This is a genomic window from Spirosoma liriopis, assembly GCF_023196085.1.
GTDB classification, from domain to species: domain Bacteria; phylum Bacteroidota; class Bacteroidia; order Cytophagales; family Spirosomataceae; genus Spirosoma; species Spirosoma oryzicola.
Window position 1 is genome coordinate 346948 of sequence record NZ_JALPRF010000003.1, and the last position, 23234, is coordinate 370181.

Consider the following 23234-nt stretch of genomic DNA (forward strand, 5'->3'; position numbering starts at 1 on the left):
CTTTTTATACGAGTTGTTGCTACGGGTTTCTTATACGTTGACGCTATTCGTTTCAACAGGGCGGGTCGAGTGCTGGCCAAATTTGTACTGGCTGTCGTAAGCCAGACCAAGACCAACGCTGGAAAGCTTGTTTTCCTCGGCGATGGTCGCGTTGGGAAAGAGTCGCTTGAACTCGTTTTTCACCGAGTGGACTTCGGTTGAGCCACCAGTAAGAATGACCAGTTCAATAGCATGTTGTTTAACCCCAGCTTCCTGAAGGCACTGTCTGGCCGAAGCGGCTATTTTCTGGACTTCTTCGTGGATAGCTTCGTCAAAAAGTGTCCGTTTGACGGGGATAGAGAAGCCGCTCTCAATGAAATCAAGCGGAGCGTCGTGCTCTTCCTGAGCCGTAAGGGCAATTTTCGTTCCTTCGGCAGCGGCCAGGAGCGTGTGCCCCGTTTCGTGTTCGAGTACGTGCAACAGCCGTCCGTAGCGCTTTTTATCGTGCGATTGGTGGAGCAACTGCCGGGTTTGCATAATCGTCTTGGGGGTGTACAGAAAGTTAACCTTACTCCATTCGGCCAAATCGTGATACGGCTTCAGGGGCACTTCCAGCTGTTTAGGACCGTACGTAGTCCGGTAGCCAAGTTCGGGCATAATAGCCGCCAGACTCAACTCTTTATCAAAATCGTTGCCGCCAATGCGAACCCCGGTATTGGCCAGAATATCGGACGTGCGATCCGGTTTGTGAATGAATTGATTCGAAAGCCTGATGACCGTAAAGTCAGAGGTACCTCCGCCCAGATCGACAACAATCGCCAGTTTTTCGCCCGTAAGATTTACTTCGTGGGCAAAGGCCGCTGCAATGGGTTCGAACTGAAAGTCAATATTTTTGAACCCGATGCGTTGGGCAATCGCTTTTAATTCAGCCTGCGCGCGCGTGTCGGCTTCCGGGTCGTTGTCGACAAAATGAACGGGTCGCCCCATTACGACATTTTCGATTTCCTGACCCGCAACCGCATCGGCTTTGTCTTTTAAGTCCTTTAAGAAAGAGGTGATGATCGTCGCGAAGTTCATCGTCGCGCCGTTGACGACGGTCCCGTTCTTCATGAGCGAGGTTCCCAGAACGCGCTTCAGACTCCGCATGAAGCGTCCATCCTGACGATCAAGAAATAAATGAATCGCTGTTCGGCCATAGAATGGTTTGTTATCGACGCGCCGAAAGAAAATTGCGCTGGGAATGGTAACGTGCGTCTGCTCGACTGGCACCAGACTAACGTGACCGTCTTTGTTAAGGGCGACACTTGAATTTGATGTGCCAAAATCGATTCCGCAGGAAAGTGCTGTCATTCCGGTCTGGGATTGTATCATGCACAGGTCTGTCGGTTTGGGTTAACGGACGATGCGATGCATGATTTTAGTTAAAAAGGCCGCAAATGTACAACGAAAAAGGGTTACTATGGAAAAGCCTTTTAAAAATAGTATTAATACAAATTCGGGGGCCATTGCCTCATTTATAGGTGTTTGAACCAACGAATGAGGATTCGGCGATGTAATTTGCTTAGATCTTAAACGGAGGAGTCGCTGGGAATACGAGTCTTTGGCTTCGCTAATCAAGAGGATGGGTCTTATTCATCGCTTGTTGATCGTACTCTATAGTATAGCTTTAAATGATAAATAAGTATCGCCAGGCGAATAGAAGTTGCGAAATCAAAGTGCAGTCTTCTGGATCCTATTTTTTTAGCACTTTTCCTCTTTCGACGCAACGTGTACCAAAATACACCATGGTAAAGCATCAGGAAGATAGCCGGTTATTGGCTGCTGCCATATTCTTGCTTTTTTCGCTTAGTATCATCTCGGGCCTGTTTTTTCGGGAACCGTGGCTTTGGATGGACGAGGTACTTAGTTACGTACTTATTTCCGACCCATCGCCCACGCATCTGAACCAGGCGGTAGTGAGCAATATGGATGCCAACCCACCGCTCTTCCCGAATCTTTACTGGCTGGTTGGACACATGATCAGCTTGAAACCGATTTTTTTTCGGTCATTTTCGGTGCTTCTGTTTACAAGTACATTAGCGTTGTTTTTCTGGTATACAACCCGGCTGATCGGCAATGCAGTCACCAATTTTGTGCTGATCTCGGCAATGGTGTACCTCACCTACCAGAACTTCGAACACGCTACCCAGATTCGTTCCTACGCGCTTCTGCTACCAATTAGCTACGTCTACTTTATTGTTTTACAGCAGCTTATCAATCGACCCACTGATACGTGGCTACTGGCTCTGCACACGGTCATAGGCTTACTGATGGCGTTTTGTCACAACTACGGGTTATTCTATCTGGCGGCCTCCGGAGCCTTTTTTGGGGTGTTGCTGATTTGGTCCAAAGAAAAAAGTTACCTGCCAATCTTTGCTACCTACGCGCTGATTGGACTGGTCTGGCTGGTCGTTTGGTATCCCAGCTTTACAATTCAGTCCGACGCGGGCAAGCCACATTCCTGGATTCCCCTGCCAACGGTTAAATCGTTCTTCACCGGGGTTGGCGATCTGATTCCCAGCGTGTCGGATAAGCTCGAATGGCAATCCTCGTTCTGGTGGCTGGCGATCCTGCGCGTTAGTCTGGTAATCGGGTTGTTTGTGTACCTGGCTGTACCGAAGCTGAAACTGGGTTTCGATGCCATGCGCCGGGACAAAGCCTTTCAGTTTTTTCTGTTGTCAGGAAGTATCTATCTGGGGATACTCGTCATCGCCTTGATTATTTCGTTTACCTATACGTCTGTTTTTCTGCGCCGATACATGTGGCCGAGCCAGCTTCTGATCATGTTCGAACTGGTTTATGCCTATTATCAGTTCGTTGGTGAGCGACGGGTAATGCCTCAGTTTGCCCGGCTGCTACCCATCTATGCGTTCGTATTAGGCGGGGCAATCTTTTACAAGGTCTGGAAAATGCAAACGTCTTTTCAAAGCCGTATCCTGACGTATCTACCTCAGTTGAGCGCTCAGTATCCGGTATTTGTCGAACGGGCCGATTATTTCTTGCCGATCTGGTTTCACAATCAACATCCTAATGTGTCGTTTCTGCTAGATTGGCGAAACGCTGACCGACCGGGGAATATTAAAAGTGCGACGGTAGACTATAAGATCCTAAAATCACTAAAAGACAACTATAACGTGAGCGGTATTATACCTGTAGACCGCTTCAATGCTACCAACTATCCGCATTTCTATGTCGTTGATGAACAGGCTGTCTATCAGATTGAGGATTACATCAAAAGCGGACAAGTGAAAGTAATTAGTCAGCGACCTGTGTCTATTGCAGGCGTCCGGTTATTGGAATGTTCATTCGTGAGCCAGGATAGCCTGCCAGCGGGATCAGCAAAACACCTGATAAGTTTCAATAAATAGTCAATAACAACCCGCTTTAAACGGGGAGCTGTTCTAGCGCTCTGCCTGCGGATGCCTGTAAACTTTTCCCATAGCCGGTGGTAAACCTGACGCGATTTTACCTTTTATTGCCAGGTAATCCTCAGACTGTAATTAAAGCATTCATGATCAGGCAAACGTCGGTAGTAGGTTCAGTAGCTAGTTTTGTTCAGATAAGTATCAGTATAGCGTGTGTTATTGGGGGAATGACCGTTCCCGCGTCTGGACAACAAACCGCCGATCCCATTGCCAGGCCGACTGATCTCCACTGCGAATACCTGACGAATCCACTGGGTGTTGATGCCGCCCGTCCGCGCTTATCGTGGCGGCTGGCTGATGGCCGGCGAGGGGCGCGTCAGACCGCCTATCAACTGTACGTTGGCACCGATTCGCTGGCTGTGAGCCAAGGGAAAGCGGATCAGTGGAATACAGATAAGATTACCGCTGCACAGACCTTATTGACGTACGCCGGAAAGCCGCTGAAACCTTTTACCAAGTATTACTGGCGGGTCGATACCTGGGACAAGGATGGAAAGAAAAACCAGGCCGCCGTGCTAAGCCGTTTCGAAACGGGGATGATGAGCGACAGAAACTGGCAGGGGGCGTGGATCAGCGATAGCCGTGACGTAGCCACGAAGCCCGCTCCGTATTTCCGCAAGGCTTTCCAGACGACAAAAAAAGTACGCAGCGCCCGGGCTTACATCGCCGTTGCGGGCTTGTATGAGCTGTATATCAATGGTCAGAAAATAGGCAATCATCGCCTTGATCCGATGTATACCCGCTTCGACCGGCGGACGCTGTACGTAACGCACGACGTAACGGCGCAGCTGCAATCGGGTAAAAACGCAATTGGCGTGTTGTTGGGCAACGGTTGGTACAACCATCAGTCAACGGCGGTGTGGTATTTTCACGAAGCGCCCTGGCGTAACCGTCCGGCTTTTTGCCTGGACCTGCGCATCACTTACGACGACGGTTCTGTTGAAACCATACGCTCGGATAAGGATTGGAAAACGGCTTTAAGCCCGTTGGTTTTTAACAGCATTTATACCGCCGAGCATTATGACGCGCGACAGGAGCAAGCCAACTGGAACAAGGCTGATTTCGATGATGCCAAGTGGAAAGAGGTGATTTACCGGGCAACGCCGTCCGAAAATATCGTCGCGCAGGTTATGCATCCCATCCGGGCGGTGGAGCAGATTTCCGCAAAATCAGTCAAGAAACTAAACGATACTACTTACGTTTTTGACCTCGGAAGAAATATTTCCGGGGTTAGCCAGATCAACGTAAAGGGAAACGCTGGAACGACATTGCGCCTGAAACACGGCGAACGTTTATACGATAACGGACACGTTGATTTGTCCAACATTGACGTTCACTACCGCCCCACGGACAAAAGCGATCCGTTTCAAACCGACATTTTCATTCTGGGTGGGCGAGGAGAGGAAACGTTTATGCCCCGCTTCAACTACAAAGGTTTTCAGTACGTAGAGGTCACCAGTAGCAAACCCGTTGAACTGACGCAGGCCAGCCTAACGGGCCATTTCATGCACAGCGATGTGCCGCCCGTGGGCCGTGTCCAGACATCCAATCCGACGATTGATAAGATCTGGCAGGCAACGAACAACGCGTATTTATCGAACCTGTTTGGTTATCCCACGGACTGCCCCCAGCGGGAAAAAAACGGCTGGACGGGCGATGCGCACATTGCCGTTGAAACAGGGCTATACAATTTTGACGGAATTACTGTCTACGAAAAATGGCTGGCTGACCACCGCGACGAACAACAGCCGAACGGGGTCCTGCCCTCCATTATTCCGACGAGCGGCTGGGGCTACGAGTGGGGAAATGGCCCCGACTGGACAAGTACTATTGCCATTATCCCCTGGAACATCTACCTTTTTTACGGCGATACAAAATTGTTGGCAGACTGCTACGATAACATTAAGCGCTACGTCGATCACATCAATGAACAAAGCCCGTCGGGACTGACAAGCTGGGGACTTGGTGACTGGGTACCCGTCAAGTCGAAATCGCCGGTCGAGTTGACCTCGTCAGCGTATTACTTTACCGACGTGTCTATTCTGGCTAAAGCGGCCAAGGTGCTTGGTAAACAGGCTGATCACGCATACTATACTGCTTTGGCGTCCAAAATAAAGGCGGCTGTTAACAGCAAGTACCTGAACAAGGAAACGGGTGTTTATGGCAGTGGATTACAAACCGAACTGAGCGTACCGCTTATGTGGGGACTGGTTCCCGAGGAACTTAAAGCAAAGGTTGCGGCCAATTTAGCTAAACGCGTTGAGGCTGATAACAATCACCTGGATGTGGGTCTACTGGGGACTAAGGCTATCCTAAACGCACTCAGCGAAAACGGTTACGGTGATGTCGCCTACAAAATGGCTTCGCAGGAAACGTTTCCTTCCTGGGGCTGGTGGATTGTTAACGGAGCCACGACGCTTTACGAGAACTGGCCGATTGACGCGAAAAGCGATATTTCGATGAACCACATTATGTTCGGTGAGATTGGGGCCTGGCTTTACAAAGCACTAGGCGGCATCAAGCCCGATCCTGAGCAACCTGGTTTTAAGAATGTACTCCTCCAGCCCATTTTCGTTAGCGGACTGAACCGGGCCGATGTAACGCACAATGGACCTTACGGAGCCATTCGTTCGGCCTGGCAGCGAAATGCGGACGGACTAGCGTACGACGTAACCGTGCCGCCAAACTCGACCGCAACGCTTGTCCTGCCGCTGGCAAACGGCGCGAACGTTTACGAAAACAATAAACCTTTGACGGTCAGTTCGCCGGAGATTCATTTGCTGGAAAGTACTACGCGCCAATCTGGGCAGTATCGCTTACAGGCGGGTACCTATCGGTTTACAATTAAATAGCTGACGAGTGAACACTAGCGGAAAAACTCGGTTAAGAACGTAACCTAGTTTTAAGTATCATGTGGTGGAAAAAGGTAAAATCGTACGACAAACAAATACTCAGAAACGCTAATCTGGACCCTATCCCTTACGCCAAAGACCGCCTGAAGGTCGAGTTCGCAAAAGCGCTATTGGAGCCTTTGCCTGTTTCGCAAACCGACTTGGGGGATTCGGTTGAATTTCAGGCAGAAGCTATTTTGTTGTCTGTTCCGCAATGGCAGGCTATCAAAACGCAACTGGAAGAAGTCTCAGGGCTGGCTACTCAGGAACAGCAAGCGGTAATCGCACGCATCATTGCGACAGTTGAAGAAGCCGGGTAGGCTCAGTAATAATAGGGAAAGACAACGCTCTGGTATCGATGGTCTATCTTATCCGTTAATTTACAAGAACTGAATACACAAGAAGTGCCATTTTTGTACTTTTGCAGTACCTACTTCGTCTAAACATTAAAAACAGCACGTCAGGTTTCGTTGATCCTGCGCCAGTTTGTTAACGGACAAATTGCTCGGGAACGCTTCGTGTTATGCAACAAGCATGGCTTACCAATTTCCTATCTTACTCGTCGACGACGACCCTGCTGTTGCTGAGATACTACAGATTGCGGCTACAAGTAGCTTTCCTGAAGCGGTATTTATGCCTGTCGGTAGCTTCGAAGATGCGGTCAGCTACCTTGAAAACTTAGAAGGAAAAGGGCCGAAGCTAGTCTTGCTGGATGTTAATCTACATAGCCACGGCGAGGGGCTGGGTTTTTTATCCTTGTTGCGTGAACACCCTCAGGGACGTTTAGTGCCGGTGGTTATGCTTTCGGCCACCGAATCACCAGATCAAATTCGGCAGGCATACGAATTAGGAGCCGCTTCATTTACGGCTAAGCCATACAGCTATGCGGACTGGAAAGAGTACATGAGCCAGTTAAAAATGTACTGGTATAATACGGTGAGCTTACCCGGAATCTGGTTTGAAAAAGAAGTTTAGCCGAATAACCTACACACCGAAAGTTCTGTCTATCTCTTGAACCGTCTGCCTCTCGATCAGAAGAGGATAGCTATCCTGTGCCGCCAAAGCAACAACCGAAGAGTGACCTTTTTGCGTTCCTTCGTCCCAAAGCCTCAATCTTAAGTCGATCACAGTATATACAATGAACCGAGTTCGCTTCACCCTTTTGTTTGATTCCCTAAGTACCCTGGCCTGGTTAGTCGCGTTGATTATCACGGCTATTTACATGGTTCGCTTAGCGATGCATCCTACCCAGGCAGACTGGATGTTTACATTCTAGCGATCTACAAAAATTTTACAATGATGACCAATAAGAAATCATCGATTGATCTTACCAATGTAATTACTTGGCTATCGGTACTACTGATTACTGCGCTTTATACCGCTGGTATCGTTACGATCTTGTTTTAAAATAAGAGCAAACAAATCACTTCGCTTCTGCCAACTAAGTGGAAGGGCGAAGATCTGTTAACTAGCTACTACCGTCGCGCTTTCTGTAAGACGTATCAAGGTACCTTTTGGGGAGGTTATATACAGTTTAAAAGCATTTTCCGGTAAATGGTTTACCAAGCCAGCGCATCGTTTGTTGAACAGACTCACTTCCGCTCGTAAGCAGATCAAATTCGTGTATGCATCATCCGTTCGTCCCTGCTTCTTACGATAACCGATCACTTATTTGGTTAATTTAACCCTGCCGAATAATAAATTTTTTACTGCTACCATTAATTTAAGGGCAGAAGTTAAGTGCGCTAATTTTATAGAAAATAAAATTAGACTCCATAAAAGCTACCGATCTAGTCTTCTAGGTGGTGATTTAGTACTTTTTATAGTTACCGCTGGGCAAAAAGGTATATATCCTCCCTATACTCAATTGACGGATTCATTATATGAACACGCCTGGTTTTCTACTAAATTTAGACTTTACGCTTGTAAGTTCTGGGTTAGTTATGAAACAAAAATTATCCACGTCCAGGTATTCGGCTCCTCAGCCGTCAAAGCATAGTGAAGAGTTTTTGTTTGAAGAATTATATACCAATTACGTTGGTAAAGTATACAGTAAATGCCTTACCATGACTAAAGATTCTATCGCTGCACACGATTATACGCAGGATATTTTTCTTAAGGTTTGGGCAAAACTTGATACATTTAAGAACCGTTCAGCTGCCTCAACCTGGCTATATTCAATTGCTCATAATTACTGCTTAGACCGGATTCGGCTGGAAAAACGCTTCCAAAGCGAGAATCTAACCCAAATTGTTGCCGATAATCTTGCTGAAACAGACCCTCTGGAATCTACAGAGGCCCAGTTGCATAACTTGGAAATCGTTCTCAGTCGTCTGCCCGCCGAGGAAGTCTATTTTCTGCGCCTTCGGTACGAGCAAAACCTGTCCATAAAAGAGTTAGCGACTCGTTATCAACTTACGGAGAGTGCCGTCAAGATGCGCCTTAAACGCACCAGAGACAAAGTGAGGGACCTCTTTGACACGGCTGTGTATTGACTTATCGGTTAGTCCGACGAAGCGATTCCGCTTGCCCTTCGGTGCAAGACGTTCAGCACGGTCATGATGAAGCACAAAAATGACCCGTTGTTCTGTCTACTCATGGTTTCCTTTCGTCTCTTTGGCCACAAAGAACGAACAGCAGGAAGCAAGTAGCAACGAATAAATAAACACTTATTACTCAATTATACTACCCACCGTTCACAGTATTAATGCTGTAAACGGTGGGTATTTATTTTGGTTAGTTGTCTGATAGTTAGGGATTTACTTGCGGGGCGCTGGCTGAAAAATAACAGCCACACAGTAATACTCTACTATATGAGTGAACAAAACGTCGGTTGTTTGGTAAAATAAGGTATATCAATGGCCTAACCAACCTACGTCTCTATGTCGACAGTACTAGCTCCTGAACCGTTGTCGCGCACGGGTGTCTCCAAAATTGAGACTAAACCTGTGACTCTGACGATTAATGGCGAGAAAAAAGAAATCAATATTGCCCCCTGGACTTCACTGCTCGATGCTTTGCGTGAGTATTGCAATCTGACGGGAACGAAAAAAGGCTGCGACCACGGCCAGTGCGGTGCCTGTACGGTGCTCGTCGAAGGAAAGCGAGTAAACTCGTGCCTGACGCTGGCCGTTATGCACGACGACCACGCAATTACCACAATTGAAGGGATAGCCGACGCCGAGACACTACATCCGCTGCAACAGGCGTTCATTGACCATGATGCCTTTCAATGTGGCTATTGTACGCCCGGTCAGATTTGTTCGGCGGTGGGGCTGATCAGCGAAGGGCGGGCAAAAACGACCGCTGATATTCAGGAGTTGATGAGTGGCAACATCTGTCGCTGCGGAGCCTACCCACATATCGTTGATGCAATCAGCGATGTAATGGGTATAGACAATCAAAACCAGAAAGGTGCCGCAGCTTTATCCCCTGAACCCGCTAAATCCATCTAACCTATGAATTATTTCACCTATGCTCGTCCGCAGGAGGTTGATACTGCCGTGGATGAACTAGTCGCCGATCCACTCGCCAAGTTCATTGCCGGAGGTACGAACCTGCTTGACTTGATGAAGGAAAACATTGAGCGGCCCGACCGGCTGGTTGATATCAATCGGCTCCCTTTATCGACCATTGAAGAAGTAGAAGAGGGTTCGTTACGGCTCGGAGCGCTGGTCACCAATGCTGATACGGCGTATCATCCATTGGTCGAACAACGTTACCCGCTGTTGTCGCAGGCTATCCTGGCGGGTGCTTCGCCCCAGCTGCGCAATATGGCTACGAATGGTGGCAATTTGTTCCAGCGTACGCGCTGCTACTATTTCTATGATGTAGCCATGCCATGTAATAAGCGTGAGCCGGGTTCAGGATGCGGTGCTATCGGAGGCTACAACCGCATCCACGCAATTCTAGGAACGAGCGATGCGTGCATTGCGACCCACCCTTCGGATATGTGCGTAGCACTGGCTGCTCTTGACGCAACCATACGCATCAAAGGGCCAAACGGCGAACGTACCGTTCCCATTGCTGACTTTCACCGGTTGCCCGGCGACGAACCGCAGTACGATAACACGCTGAAGTCTGGTGAAATCGTAACGGCGATTGATCTACCCGCCAAAGGATTCTCGGAAAACCACGCCTACCTTAAATTACGTGACCGGGCGTCGTATGCATTTGCGCTTGTATCGGTAGCGGCAGCGCTGGAAATGGATGGCGATACAATCACGGATGCCCGGATAGCGCTGGGAGGAGTAGCCCACAAGCCCTGGCGCAAACCCGAAGCCGAAGCCTTACTGATCGGCAAGCCCGCAACGAAAGAAAATTACCACCTGGTGGCCGAAGCGTTGCTGGAAGGAGCGAAAGGGTTCGGCCACAATACCTTCAAGATCGAAATGGCGAAACGAGCGATTGTCCGAGCGCTCGGTATTGCCGCCAAACTGGAACCAACCGACTGAACATAATCCTATGAGCAATGCAATTGGAAAGCCCCTCAGCCGTGTTGATGGTCGGGCAAAAGTAACAGGAAGTGCCAAATATGCTGCCGAATATAATGTGCCGGAGTTGACCTACGGTTATGTTATCTCGAGTGCTATAGCCAAAGGTAAAATCACCAGTATTGACGATAGCGAAGCACTAAAGCTGGACGGTGTTTTAAAGGTGTTTACGCACGAGAACCGACCACATACCGCCTGGTTCGATATCAGTTACAAAGATCAGGACGCGCCACCGGGCTCACCGTTTCGCCCTCTGGAAGATGCGACCATCAAGTACAGCGGTCAGCCGATAGCGCTGGTTGTGGCTGAGACGTTTGAGTTAGCGCGCTATGCGGCTGGCCTGATCCAGGTTCAATACGAAACTGAAGAACACAACACGGACCTGGAAGCTCATTTGTCCAAAGCACACAAGCCATCTGTTGGTGTTGCGTCCTTGTTGAAACCACCACCGCCAAAACCACGGGGCGACTTTGATGGTGCTTACAGCAGTTCTGACGCAAAAGTTGCCGAGAGCTACGTCCACGCCGTTGAGCACCACAACCCGATGGAGCTGTTTGGCTCGACGGTTGTCTACGAAAAAGACGGAAAGCTGACCATCTATGACAAAACCCAGGGAGCGACGAACAGCAAGATGTACGTAACCCAGGTATTTGGTCTTTCTTCGGATGATGTACGAGTCATTTCTCCGTTCATGGGCGGGGGCTTTGGGTCGGGGTTGCGGCCCCAGTATCAGTTGTTTTTTGCGGTTATGGCCGCGCGTGACTTGCAGCGTTCGGTACGCGTTTCGTTGACGCGCCAGCAAATGTTTACGTTTGGTCACCGTCCGGCAACGGTTCAGAACATCGCGCTTGGTGGTTCGAAAGATGGTAAGCTCAATGCGTTATACCATCAGGCCTTTGGCGAAACATCGCAGTTTGAAGACTATACGGAAGTGGTCGTTAACTGGGGTGGTATGTTGTATCCGGCTGAGAACGTCACGCTTGACTACAAACTGGTTTCGCTCGATTTCAATAGCCCCCTCGATATGCGGGCACCCGGTGGTGTGACAGGCATGGCAGCCCTTGAAGTAGCTATCGATGAATTAGCCTATAAGATCGGGATCGATCCGCTGGAGTTTCGGTTAAAAAACTATACCGAAAAAGACATGAACGAGGATCGGCCTTATTCCAGCAAGGAACTACGGGCCTGCTTTCTGCAAGGTGCCGAACGGTTTGGCTGGTCCGAGCGCAATCCACAACCCCGCTCCATGCGCAAAGGACATAACCTGATCGGCTGGGGAATGGCTACGGGGATTTGGGATTCCAACCAAATGCCCGCTCGTGCGGAAGCAGTACTAACGGTCAACGGCAGACTACGCGTCAGCAGTGCTTCGGCGGATATCGGTACCGGAACGTACACGATCATGACGCAAATTGCAGCCGAAACGTTAGGGATGCCCGTGGAGGATGTGTTTTTCAAACTGGGTGATTCCGAGATGCCGTTTGCTCCGATTTCGGGAGGGTCCTGGACCGCTGCCACTGTAGGCTCTGCCGTGAAGAACGTCTGCGAAGAACTAGGCAAGAAGCTGTTTAAGCTAGCGAAAAAAATGCCTAATTCGCCGTTTGCCGATGTTAAACACGAGCAAATCGAATTTGCGGACAAACACCTTCGGTTGAAAAGCGATCCATCGGTATCGGTTTCGTTGCAGGCTATTGTCGATCAGAACAATGGTCGGGCCGTATCAGAAACGGCCACATCACTGCCTAATTTGCTAGAACAGCGTAAATACACCCGTAGCACTCACTCGGCGGTGTTCGTTGAGGTGCAGGTGGACGAAGACCTCGGAGCCGTGAAAGTTACCAGAGCCGTAACTGCCGTGGCTGGGGGACGTATCCTGAATCCGAAAACGGCGCGTAGTCAGATCATTGGTGGTATGGTGTGGGGTATCAGTAAGGCTTTGGAAGAAGAAAGCGCTGTCGATCATCGGTTTGGGCGCTTTATGAATCATAACCTCGCCGAATACCACGTAGCGGTCAACGCCGATATTCACGACCTGGACGTAATTTTTGTCGATGAAGTGGATACGATTGTTAACCCATTAGGCGTCAAAGGGTTGGGAGAGATCGGTATTGTTGGTATGCCAGCCGCCGTTGCCAATGCCATCTACCACGCTACCGGCAAGCGCGTGCGGGATTTGCCAATCCAGATTGACAAACTCTTGTAGCGGAGTTGGCAATAGCTAGCCTAAAAGCGGACTCCTATCTGTGTTTTCCGGTAGTCGTATCAGGTTTACGAGGAAGCGCAGACAGGAGTTCGCTTTTGTATTGATGAAACCCCATAAAGTTACGTCATTAGCGACTTTTTAGGCTTACCCACAGCCTTACTTGTTCAAACCGCTTGGGTAGCCATCGGTTTACCAATATGGTAAATCATCGTCTAAGAGCGTTTCATCAGATGTTCGTGGAACGCTTCGTAAAGCTAAAATTGTATGGAAAAACCAATCACCCGCAAGCAACACGGCTTCACGGATTATAGCTATATACCACTGGTAGCAGCTGCCCCCGTGCTGGCTAGCTTCGAGAACGAACCAACGGCCGTTACATTAACTCGGGTTTTAAGCGGCAGTATTCTCGCGTCGAGCTTGTTCACACGTGCTGAATGGGGTCTTGTCAAAGCATTACCCTTCAAGGCGCATCTGGCTGCTGATACGGCTGTTGGCGTACTGGCGGCATCGGCTCCCTGGCTATTTGGCTTTGCAAACAATACGCGCGCGCGAAACACATTCCTAGCGATAGGCGCTTTTGGGATAATGGCCGGGTTACTGTCAAAACCCGAAGAGATGCCTTAGATAGCCATAAACAGAGCTGACTACACAAGAGCCAATTTATCATTAATCAATCGATGCGCTAATGCATGATCGTGCCGATGAAAAATAGGTAGCGCGGATGTAGGGTCTGCTCAATCTTCTTTATTTGGCAAGACAGGCGGCTATTAAAACAAACTAGGTACCCGCTTCGCGAAGCGGGTACCTAGTTTGTTTTTGATCAATTATCAACCAGATCGGTAGATTATTTCCTTATGAAACAGGCTTGTGAACTGGTTTGGGGGATACGAACAGAGCTAGCCAGGTTCGGCGCGCCAATCGGAAGAAATAGGGTGTGAGCAAAATGATGGAAGGAATCAGTCCCATCAAATAGTAATCAAGATCAACGTTAAGCCAGCTCACCGCTACAAAGAAGGTCAGTAGGATCCAGAGGGTGAAAAGCGCATAACTAACGAACATAGACGCCCAATAAAATCCGGGTTCAGGCATAAAGTTCTCGCCACAGTGGGGGCAACGCTCGTGCATCTGGTCGAAATGACGGCTAAAGGCACTTTTTGTGACAAAGAAATCACCCTCCTGGCAGCGAGGACATTTATTGAATAAGATGCTGTATATACGACTATGAGTTGACATGACATGGAACGTTTAGGGTTCGATAAACCTGTTTTTTAAACGGGTTTCTATGTCACAAAGGTAGGTACAGGCCCGGTTTACTAAAAAGACAAACCAAGCCAAGTATGGTACAAATCAACGATGGATCGATGCGTTTTGACGAAACTCGGCGGGCGTTTGCCGCGTGTGTTTTTTGAAAAACCGGACGAAGTAGGAAGGGTCTTCAAAGCCTAATCGGAAAGCAATCTCCTTGACCGATTGATTGGTATGCGTTAACAAGCGTTGAGCTTCAACGATCAGGCGTTCGTACAACAACTGGCTGGCCGTCTTACCAAGTACACTTTTGCAGATGTGATTCAGGTAATTAGGCGACAAATTCATCTGGGCTGCGTATTCGTTGACTTCACGAACCGTCAGAAATTGATGTTCCAGCAAATCTTCGTATTGACGGATGTGGTCATAAAACAATGTATCGGCTCCCGGCCACTGCTGGTTGTAAATTCGATTAGCCGTTTCCAGCATCAGATGCAGATAGGACAAAAACACATCGGACCGGTTTGCCTGATGCTGGTCATACTCGTCCCAGGCATGCGTAAACAAATCACCCACCAGCTTTCGTTGGTCCGTTACGTTCAGGAGCGGCTGATGTTGGTGGGAGTGGTAAAAAGGGTACTCGTGCAGTCGGTTGCCAAAGCGGCTACGCAGGAAATTAGCTTCAAAAAACAGGTCATAGCCTTGAATATCGGCTGATAACTGCCAACTGTGCACTTGCCCCGGCGTGAGAAAATAAAGCTGGAAAGGTTTGACTTCGTGGGTCTTGAAGTCGATGGTATGAGTTCCGCTTCCGTGCGTGATCCACATCATCAGGTAAAACGTATGCGAATGAGAATCGCCAATCCGTTTGAATTCCTGGACCAGCTTTTCCAGCCGGGTCATGTAAAACGGTGCGTTAGGTTCGTGACGGGGAAATGACGTTAGTTTATAGACCGGGACAGATTTTGCCATACAGATTACGCGAATTAAACGGGGCTATTTAGTCATGCATGGTAAGCTTGTCTCGTTTGAAACGTCTTGAGTGAATTGCCGCTCTTACCAAGTTGGCTTGACAAGATAAGGCATTACCTTGTTCAGAAGCATAGCGACGATTTTCCCAGTCCTATAACGCTGTACAATCCATGCCTGGGTGGCTGTTAGTCCGGCCAGTCGATACAGCGTAAAGACTCGTTCTAGAGGCTAAGGTTCATAAAAACAACCGCTCCTTGCAAAGTTGTTTACCAACAATAAGCGACTTGGCGAGGAGCGCCCAGCTACTGGTTTCGTAACGATGTGTATAGGACTTATCCGAGAAATTGTTGAAAAGGACAAGCGAAGTGCGAGCAAGGCTACTAAACGGTTATCTTTACCGAGAGCGCACTAGAAGAACGTTGACTGATTGCTTTATCAAGAAGCGGAACAAGGGTTATTTAGCGCCTTAATGATCTTTCCTGTCAAATGGCCGGAGTCATCATACTCAGCCTGATACACAAACTTCTTAGAGCAAAATAACTTTCCACCTATTGATTTGACCTGGACAGGTTGTCCGTCTACGACAATACGAATAGGATATTTTCTTGGGGCTGGCATGCAGTAAAGTCTTTATGTCAATAGTACACAAAGACTTCAACGGATATGCTTTCTAAATCGTGCGTGGATCACCGCATAAACGTTGAGTAATCCTAGCTTTTCCTGCTATCTATCAATTACGACCAGTGTCAATAGCGCAGAAAGATTCTTCAACGACGGTTTGAGCGTTGTGATTAAACGGCTACTGGTAGGAAAATTTTAGAGCCACACAGGCGTGATTGAAACGCCCTGACCGAAAGATAAGGGTAAATAAACGTCATTCCCGCACTGGTAAGCCGTATAGCATTAGACCAGCTACGAGAGCTACGGCTAGTCCACCGTACGAGCAGGCTATTAGCGCGTGGTGAATACGGTCGCGTCGGGTCGTCTGATTGCCGAGCGCATACTGGATGTTGACCAGACTCATACCCAGTTGACTGATGGCTGCTAAACCAATGAAGTAGAACCGTATATCCATGAATGGCGTGTATAAACGACTAGCCAACAAATCATCCTGTTCGGCTCTGCAATATCATCGTATAAAGCGATCCGTACGTTTGTACTTAATGCCTTTTTCCTTATTTGTGATCCACTATTTTTTATACGGCTACGGTGTTTGATAAATAGCCATGCTGTCGATTTAAACATAGCATCATAACGTTTCGGCGTTAGCAATGTTGACGGCTTGCTCAGGATAGATGGTTGATCTCAGGCAGAGGATTTGGGCTTGACTTAGATCAGGAGTAATTCAGCGGCTAATTTCGTTCAAAATGAAATTTCGAATCACGGATGACGTACTTTTGAGACAGATTAGACAGTGGCGGTCCTCGTAAAAAGTAAGGCAAATAACGTGTTCAAGGCTGTTTGGATAGCCGTTTAACCGCCCGTTATACTAGGGTGTTGTTTGTTTCTCCCTATGCACCGACTGCTCCAGGAGGCCGTACGGTTTTTAGAATTCGTTATAATCAATATATGAAAAAAATTGCATTTATTGTTCAGCGTTATGGAGTCGAAGTTAATGGTGGTGCCGAATATTACTGCCGTATAATGGCCGAACGGCTGGCCAAAACGTATGAAGTCGATGTGTTGACCAGCTGCGCATTAGAATACGTCACCTGGGCTAACTGGTATCAGCCGGAAACCGTCATGATCAATGGTGTTCGCGTTCACCGGTTTGCTACGGAATACGAGCGTCAGGTGAAACAATCATCACGCATCGAGCACAAACTCAAAAAGTGGTCGCGACCCGAGGAGTGGGAGGGATTCGGTTGGCTAAAAATGTGGGCTCGTGCGCTCGTTGGGAAAACGGTTCGTCGCTATAGCCGGTTGTGGCCAAAATACCAGGGTCCGTACACGCCTGATCTGATTGACTATCTGAAGAAAAACCATCAGCAGTACGATGCAATGATCTTCATTACCTACCTGTATTATCCTACGATTGCCGGGCTGAATGTAGCCCCCAAGAAATCAATTTTTATTCCGACCGCGCACGATGAACCGCCAATCTATTTGCCGCTCTTTCGTCCGCTATTTAAGAAGCCGCGCGCTATCCTGTTCCTGACCCCCGCCGAGAAAACGTTCGTCAACCGGCAGTTTCAGAACGACGCGATCTACAACGATGTCGTTGGCGTCGGTATCGAACCGGCTACGGTTGTCTCGGACAAATCCGTAGCGGAACTGCTAGGGACAGCAGCCGACTACGTACTGTACATTGGCCGGATCGATGTGGCGAAAGGCTGTGATGCCTTGTTCGAGATGTTTACGCGGTACAAACAAGCAAATCCCTCGTCGCTAAAGCTGGTGCTGGTTGGTCAGTCGTTTATGCCCATACCCGAACATCCTGATTTCATCGCTGCCGGATTCGTGGACGAGCCGACGAAAGCATCCTTGTTAGCAGGGGCAAAAGCGTTGATTATGCCATCGCCTTACGAAAGCTTGTCGATGGTCACGCTGGAAAGCTTCGCGGTGGGCATTCCTGTCATTGCCAATGCCGATTGTGCCGTACTTCGTGATCACATTGAAGGCAGCCAGGCTGGCTATTCGTACCAGAATTACGATCAATTCGAACAAGCTATCAACCAGGTCCTGACCCAGGACACAACCACAATGGCTGATAACGCCCGTTCTTACGTCCAGCAATATTACACCTGGAGTGCCGTGCTTGCCAAGTTTGACAAAGCCGTAAATTACGTAGCGAACGGGCGGTAGTACCGTTATTGAAGTACTTCGTGCATGGTATTAAGCCGCCGGTAAATGCTGTCTTTGTTGCTGATGAGGTCGTAGTGATTACCACGTTCGATAATCTCGCCCCCTTCCATAATCAGGATCTCATCAGCTTCTTTGATGGTGCTGAGCCGGTGAGCAATGACCAGGGTCGTGCGTCCTTCCATCAGGTTGTCCAGTGCCTCCTGAACGGATTTTTCAGATTCAATGTCTAACGCCGACGTTGCTTCGTCGAGAATAAGAATCGACGGCTTTTTGAATACCGCACGGGCAATGCTCAGCCGTTGACGCTGACCGCCACTCAGTCGAATACCCCGGTCGCCGATATTGGTGTTATAGCCATCTTCCGTATTCATGATGAAATCATGGGCATTGGCTATTTTGGCCGCTTCGATAACGTCTTCCAGACGGGCATCCGGTTTTCCGAGAGCGATGTTGTTGAAGATTGTGTCGTTGAACAGAATGATTTCCTGCGTGACAAAGCTCATCTGCGCCCGCAACGATTCCATCGTGTACTCGCGTACGTCGATGCCATCGATTTTGACGCTACCCTGCGTTGCTTCGTAAAACCGGGGGATCAGATCGGCAATGGTTGATTTTCCGACGCCTGACGGACCGACCAGTGCAATTTTCTTGCCTTTGGCAATGCGAAGATCAATGTTTTTCAGAACCGGTTTGTCGCCGTATTGGAAGCTAACGTTTTCAAAGACGATATCCCGACGAAAGGGTTCCATCGCCTGGGCATTGGGCTTATCCAGGATTTCGATTGGCTTGTCGAGAAGTTCAAGAATGCGTTCACCGGCGGCTTGTCCCTGCTGAATATTGGTCAGGGCAACAACAATGGCTTTGGCCGGACGGATGACCTGCGAAAAGATGGCGATAAATGCAATAAACGAACTAGCCTGTAAATTGCTTTCGCTGTTCAGGACCAGACTTCCCCCGTAGACGAGAATACAGGCTACCACAAATACGCCGGAAGCTTCAGAAAAGGCCGGAGCCAGTTCCCGGCGCTTAAACCCTTCTAAACTGGCTCTCCGGTAAAAATCGTTTTCGATACTGAACCGTTTCAGTACAAAGGATGTCGCGTTAAACGACCGGATGATGCGCATACCGAGCAACGTCTCATCCATGAGCGTGAGCATCCGCCCCATCGACGACTGCACGTCCTGCGCTTCTTTTTTAAGTTTCTTGGTTACAGCGGCTATACCGACGGCGGAAATCGGAATGATGATCAGCGTAAAAAACGTTAGCTGGGTCGAAATGGTAAATAGCGCTATAAAGTAACCGATAAACATGTACGGCTCTTTAAAGATAACCTCGATGGAACTGCTTGCTACACCTTCAATCGCGTATACGTCGCCGTTTAGCCGGGACAGTAGATCGCCTTTGTGCTCTTTTGTAAAGTACCCCAGATGCAGGTGGTTAATTTTTTCGAACAGTGCTTCCCGAAGGCGCTTCACCAGCAAGGTTCGGGTGCTGAGCAGGCATCGTTGCGCCAGAAACCGGAACAGATTGGTCATCACCACCGCCACTACAATCATACCCGCCAGAAAATAAAGGGCATAAACCGGGTTGGTCGTCTTGAAATTGTAGATCAGGTGGTAAAATGCGTCTTTAAAGTAAGTAGGATCAAACCGAAACGCAGGCATCGACGCATATTTTGTGGCGTCGCCTGTGTTGATGGGGTCAAACAAAAAATTGAGCAGAGGTATGATCAACGCAAACTGAAAGACGTTGAAAAATACACTAATAATGGTGAAGATAAAGAAGGGGACAATGAACTTTCCATAAGGCTTGGCATACACCATTAGCCGTTTATAAATCTTCATTCGTTGACGTTAATGTGACATAACTGCTAAGATAGCAAGATTGACGCTAATTTCAGCTTATTCAGCCAACGAGCGGTATACGTCAATGTACTTCCGGGCCGAATCTTCCCAGTTAAACGTTGCACTGTATGCCTTCATGGCTTCTTTCATCTGGCTGCCCGCATTCTTGTACTGCCGCATGCCAGCCGCGAAATCGTCGTGCATGTTTTCGAAATCGTGAAAGTAAAACGCCATGTCTTTCCCTATTTCGGGCAGGGCCGTATGCCGGGAAAGAAATACCGGCTTACCAACCGACATAGCTTCGGTCACGGGCAGGCCAAAACCTTCGGCCAGCGACGGCATTACTACCGCCTGACAGTTATGGTAATACCACGATTTTTCGCCTTCCGTGATCTCATCGACCAGGTGCATTCGGTCTTCTACGTTTAGGTCAGACGCGTGTTGTCGCAGAAAACGGGCGTAGTCTTTATCCTCATGCCGACCGGCCAGTACCAGTTCCAGGCGTGGGTTGGATTGCAGCAGCGGCAGAATGCGGTGCTGGTTCTTTTTCCGGGCGATCACGCCAATGTTAAACAGGAAAGGATCAGTGGGCCGGTACGATTTGGCCTCCAGTTCGGGCGTAGGCAAACCGTTGGTGCCATTATAGATCACATGAACCGGTTTTCCTTTGGTGTCGCAGTGCGTTAGTACGTCCTTTTTGCTGAACTCAGATATGCAGACTATCGCATCGCTCCGGTCAATGTTCTGTTGGAGATAAGCCAGACAGCGCGCTTTTTTCTGCTCGGTCTTATCTTCGTGCAGAAAGTTGAGATCATGAATCGTCAGCAGCACCTTTATCTTCTTGTTCCTTCGGGGCAGATACTGCGAACTCTGATACGTGCTGTGCCAGATGTCAAACTTGCCCAGCGAAGGCATAAAGAACTTCTGTAGCGAATGCTGAGCAATGTAGGGCAACGAAGGATCAAGCGTCGAGCGGACATGCTCAGGGATAAATAAGGATATATGCTCTTGGCTTTTGTTTTGCAGAATGGCTTTGCCCAGATTAAGGCAATAGTAGTACAGTCCTGTGTTAACGTACTTCATTCTCTCGCAATCGAATATAATACGAATCATAACACAATAGTCTCACAAGGTTGTATAATTGTTCCAGAAGAACTAAAACGCACCATCGATAAAAAAGTTAACCTCACACTACAACGGTTTCATGCGAACATGGACCCCTGTTTTTACTAGGATACCGAAAGCGAGGTAAAGGTTGGAGCGACTCGTTGCTCCGCCGTGAATAATACCTGCGAATGGTAACTAATGTTGCACAAAATCAAAAAATGCGATTCTGGGGTACTCCCCCTGCTTATTTCTCTACTTTATGTCCCGAATTATTCTTGATTGCGAGTTAATGAAGTTCCCTCACTCCGGCCTGTATCAGTACTGCCAAAACCTGGGAGAACACGTCAATAAACTACTCGCTGAAGAAAATCAGCCCTTTATGCAGATGTATATTCCGCCCAGGAAGAAACTTACCCTTCCTTGGGAACCCTATCATCTGGTAGAACAGAAGTGGCATAAACTCGTTAAACCGTTTCTGCGGAGCTGTCAGGTCTGGCACGCACCGTTCCAATCCGGACGGATTGTGCCCAACAAAAGGTTGTATCCCGCCATAAAGGTAGTGCTAACGATCCATGATTTAAACATGTTACACGAAGGTAAGTCCGATACTTACCAGCAGAAAAGCCTTGCTCGTACCCAATCATTGATCAATCGAAGCGATGCAATCGTCTGTATTTCAGAGTTTACGAAAGGTGATGTACTGTCTCATTGCTCTGTCGGCAACAAACCTATTCATGTTATTTACAATGGCCTCAACAAGAAAACGGCGTCGGTAGATAAGCCCGTAGCGTATAAACCTGATCGGGCGTTTTTGCTGGGCATCGGATACCTGAACAGTAAGAAGAATTACCACGTTCTGTTGCCTTTGTTACAAGCCAATCCCGACCTGGAAATGATTATTCTGGGCCGCCACGACGACCCGCAGTACGTAACCATGATGCACGAAACGGCTCAGAAGATGGGGGTTGAGAATCGATTACACCTGCCCGGTACGGTTTCGGAAGACGATAAAATCTGGTACTTAAAGAACTGCAACGCTTTTCTGCATCCGTCGCTTGCCGAGGGTTTCGGTTTACCCGTGATCGAAGCGATGCAATTCGGAAAACCAGTGTTTCTTTCCCGGCTTACGTCGCTACCGGAAGTGGGTGGAGATGCGGCATTTTACTTTCCTGATTTCGACGCCAGCACCGTCCAGGCGGTGTACCAACAAGGGATGCAGGCTTACAAGCTATCGAACATGGCGAATTCCATCATAGAGCACGCCAACCGCTTTAGCTGGGATAAAACGGCAAGGCAGTATCTGGAGGTGTATCAGTCATTAATTGGGTAGTAGTGCTGGTCCGTTAAGGCAGGTTAATTACACGTTTTAAGGGAGTAAAGTCGTTTATTTTGTTTATATGAAGATTGTTTTAATAATAAAATGTTGATTTAGTATTTATTTGCGTAAATATGAAGGATTATCTAATTGGCATAAGTATTATATGCCAATTGTGCTTGGTCGCCAATTACGTTCACGAAGCAATTCAGGCTAGATCAGACATGCGCGAACGTATTCTGGCTAGTATCAAAGCACTGGTTTGTGGGTTTATCGCTGTGTTGCTGGCGATTGGATTAATCAAGTTCGGCTTTTCGCAAAGCGCTACTTAAACTCTCTCCGTTGCGGTTAAGAAATTACTGTGCACAACAACGGCTGTGTGCTATTCCTCACGAATGGCAGCCTGTCTTTTTTCTTTCTAGAAAAGTTTAGCAGTATAAGCCTTTTTTGTATATTTGTATATACTTTGCGTGCAGATGGTTACCCAGCGTCTTTGGCTGCGTTGTCCGAAGCATTCCTAGTCGATTAGCTTCTTCTTTTAAGTCGTTTATACGACACTTCCTTGTAACCAATGTTCTGGTTTTTCAGAACGCCTACCACCTACACTATTCCTGAATTGGTCTTTGCTAAACCTTTTTGAATTAGGTCATGCACAACGCTGAATTGAATGGGACGCCCTGCCCGGTGTGTGGGCATGAGCAAACCTGGTGGCGCCATTGTTCGAATTTATGCGACAATGGCTATATCGACGATGCGAGTGATTCGCTGCTTTACAGTTGGGTAGCCAGCCCGGTACCTTGCTCCGAATGTCGCGGAACAAGCATTGAGGTGTGGTGTCAGGGATGCGGAGTAAACATATCGGGTATCCGAATCCCTGAAGAAGATTTCTACAACGAAAAAGCCTGATTGACTCAAT

Annotated in this window: 19 protein-coding genes; 13 read left to right on the top strand and 6 right to left on the bottom strand. The window is 48.3% G+C overall.

Going from position 1 to position 23234, the window contains the following annotated elements; translation table 11 throughout:
* Positions 1-30: 30 nt before the first annotated feature.
* Positions 31-1329: an Hsp70 family protein gene (locus tag M0L20_RS18310; RefSeq protein ID WP_248479140.1), complete on the bottom strand. Its 1299-nt coding sequence runs from the start codon at positions 1327-1329 to the stop codon at positions 31-33.
* Positions 1330-1763: 434 nt separating this feature from the next.
* On the opposite strand from M0L20_RS18310, the gene M0L20_RS18315 reads away from it, so the two are divergent.
* The 10 genes from M0L20_RS18315 to M0L20_RS18360 all read left to right on the top strand — a co-directional run bounded on the left by M0L20_RS18315 (position 1764) and on the right by M0L20_RS18360 (position 13654).
* The gene (locus tag M0L20_RS18315; RefSeq protein WP_248478454.1) at positions 1764-3386 is read left to right on the top strand and encodes a hypothetical protein; all 1623 of its coding nucleotides are present in this window, start codon (positions 1764-1766) and stop codon (positions 3384-3386) included.
* A 224-nt stretch (positions 3387-3610) separates the two neighbouring features.
* Complete coding sequence (locus tag M0L20_RS18320) at positions 3611-6295, top strand: alpha-L-rhamnosidase (protein WP_248478455.1); 2685 nt, start codon at positions 3611-3613, stop codon at positions 6293-6295.
* A 59-nt stretch (positions 6296-6354) separates the two neighbouring features.
* On the top strand, positions 6355-6654 hold the full coding sequence (locus tag M0L20_RS18325) for a hypothetical protein (RefSeq protein WP_248478456.1): 300 nt from the start codon (positions 6355-6357) through the stop codon (positions 6652-6654).
* A gap of 214 nt (positions 6655-6868) precedes the next feature.
* Complete coding sequence (locus M0L20_RS18330) at positions 6869-7309, top strand: response regulator (protein ID WP_248478457.1); 441 nt, start codon at positions 6869-6871, stop codon at positions 7307-7309.
* 163 nt (positions 7310-7472) lie between these two features.
* A complete protein-coding gene (locus M0L20_RS18335; RefSeq protein WP_232562642.1) occupies positions 7473-7610 on the top strand; it encodes a hypothetical protein in 138 nt (45 codons plus the stop codon).
* A gap of 667 nt (positions 7611-8277) precedes the next feature.
* Positions 8278-8829, top strand: a complete 552-nt coding sequence (locus M0L20_RS18340; RefSeq protein WP_232562643.1) for an RNA polymerase sigma factor — start codon at positions 8278-8280, stop codon at positions 8827-8829.
* A gap of 387 nt (positions 8830-9216) precedes the next feature.
* The gene (locus tag M0L20_RS18345; RefSeq protein ID WP_248478459.1) at positions 9217-9789 is read left to right on the top strand and encodes a (2Fe-2S)-binding protein; all 573 of its coding nucleotides are present in this window, start codon (positions 9217-9219) and stop codon (positions 9787-9789) included.
* A gap of 3 nt (positions 9790-9792) precedes the next feature.
* Positions 9793-10788 (top strand): FAD binding domain-containing protein, encoded by a 996-nt coding sequence (locus M0L20_RS18350; protein ID WP_248478461.1) that lies wholly within the window; start codon positions 9793-9795, stop codon positions 10786-10788.
* 10 nt (positions 10789-10798) lie between these two features.
* Entirely contained in the window at positions 10799-13030 is a 2232-nt protein-coding gene (locus tag M0L20_RS18355; protein WP_248478463.1) for a xanthine dehydrogenase family protein molybdopterin-binding subunit, read from the top strand.
* A gap of 264 nt (positions 13031-13294) precedes the next feature.
* The gene (locus tag M0L20_RS18360) at positions 13295-13654 is read left to right on the top strand and encodes an SPW repeat domain-containing protein (protein ID WP_232562647.1); all 360 of its coding nucleotides are present in this window, start codon (positions 13295-13297) and stop codon (positions 13652-13654) included.
* Positions 13655-13882: 228 nt separating this feature from the next.
* On the opposite strand, the gene M0L20_RS18365 is transcribed toward M0L20_RS18360, so the two are convergent.
* From M0L20_RS18365 to M0L20_RS18375, 3 genes are all read right to left on the bottom strand, one after another.
* Entirely contained in the window at positions 13883-14263 is a 381-nt protein-coding gene (locus tag M0L20_RS18365) for a DUF983 domain-containing protein (RefSeq protein ID WP_248478465.1), read from the bottom strand.
* Between the two features lie 114 nt (positions 14264-14377).
* Positions 14378-15247, bottom strand: a complete 870-nt coding sequence (locus M0L20_RS18370) for a helix-turn-helix domain-containing protein (RefSeq protein ID WP_248478467.1) — start codon at positions 15245-15247, stop codon at positions 14378-14380.
* 874 nt (positions 15248-16121) lie between these two features.
* Positions 16122-16322, bottom strand: coding sequence for a hypothetical protein (locus M0L20_RS18375; protein WP_248478469.1), 201 nt, complete (start codon positions 16320-16322; stop codon positions 16122-16124).
* 494 nt (positions 16323-16816) lie between these two features.
* Here M0L20_RS18375 and M0L20_RS18380 point away from each other — a divergent pair, with 494 nt between their 5' ends.
* Entirely contained in the window at positions 16817-18052 is a 1236-nt protein-coding gene (locus M0L20_RS18380; RefSeq protein ID WP_248478470.1) for a glycosyltransferase family 4 protein, read from the top strand.
* A 5-nt stretch (positions 18053-18057) separates the two neighbouring features.
* On the opposite strand, the gene M0L20_RS18385 is transcribed toward M0L20_RS18380, so the two are convergent.
* Both M0L20_RS18385 and M0L20_RS18390 read right to left on the bottom strand, forming a co-directional pair.
* Complete coding sequence (locus tag M0L20_RS18385; RefSeq protein ID WP_248478471.1) at positions 18058-19896, bottom strand: ABC transporter ATP-binding protein; 1839 nt, start codon at positions 19894-19896, stop codon at positions 18058-18060.
* 57 nt (positions 19897-19953) lie between these two features.
* Positions 19954-20979 (bottom strand): glycosyltransferase family 4 protein, encoded by a 1026-nt coding sequence (locus tag M0L20_RS18390; protein ID WP_248478472.1) that lies wholly within the window; start codon positions 20977-20979, stop codon positions 19954-19956.
* 283 nt (positions 20980-21262) lie between these two features.
* On the opposite strand from M0L20_RS18390, the gene M0L20_RS18395 reads away from it, so the two are divergent.
* Positions 21263-22333, top strand: a complete 1071-nt coding sequence (locus tag M0L20_RS18395) for a glycosyltransferase family 4 protein (RefSeq protein WP_248478473.1) — start codon at positions 21263-21265, stop codon at positions 22331-22333.
* Positions 22334-22966: 633 nt separating this feature from the next.
* Positions 22967-23224 (top strand): hypothetical protein, encoded by a 258-nt coding sequence (locus M0L20_RS18400; RefSeq protein ID WP_232562655.1) that lies wholly within the window; start codon positions 22967-22969, stop codon positions 23222-23224.
* Positions 23225-23234 lie beyond the last annotated feature (10 nt).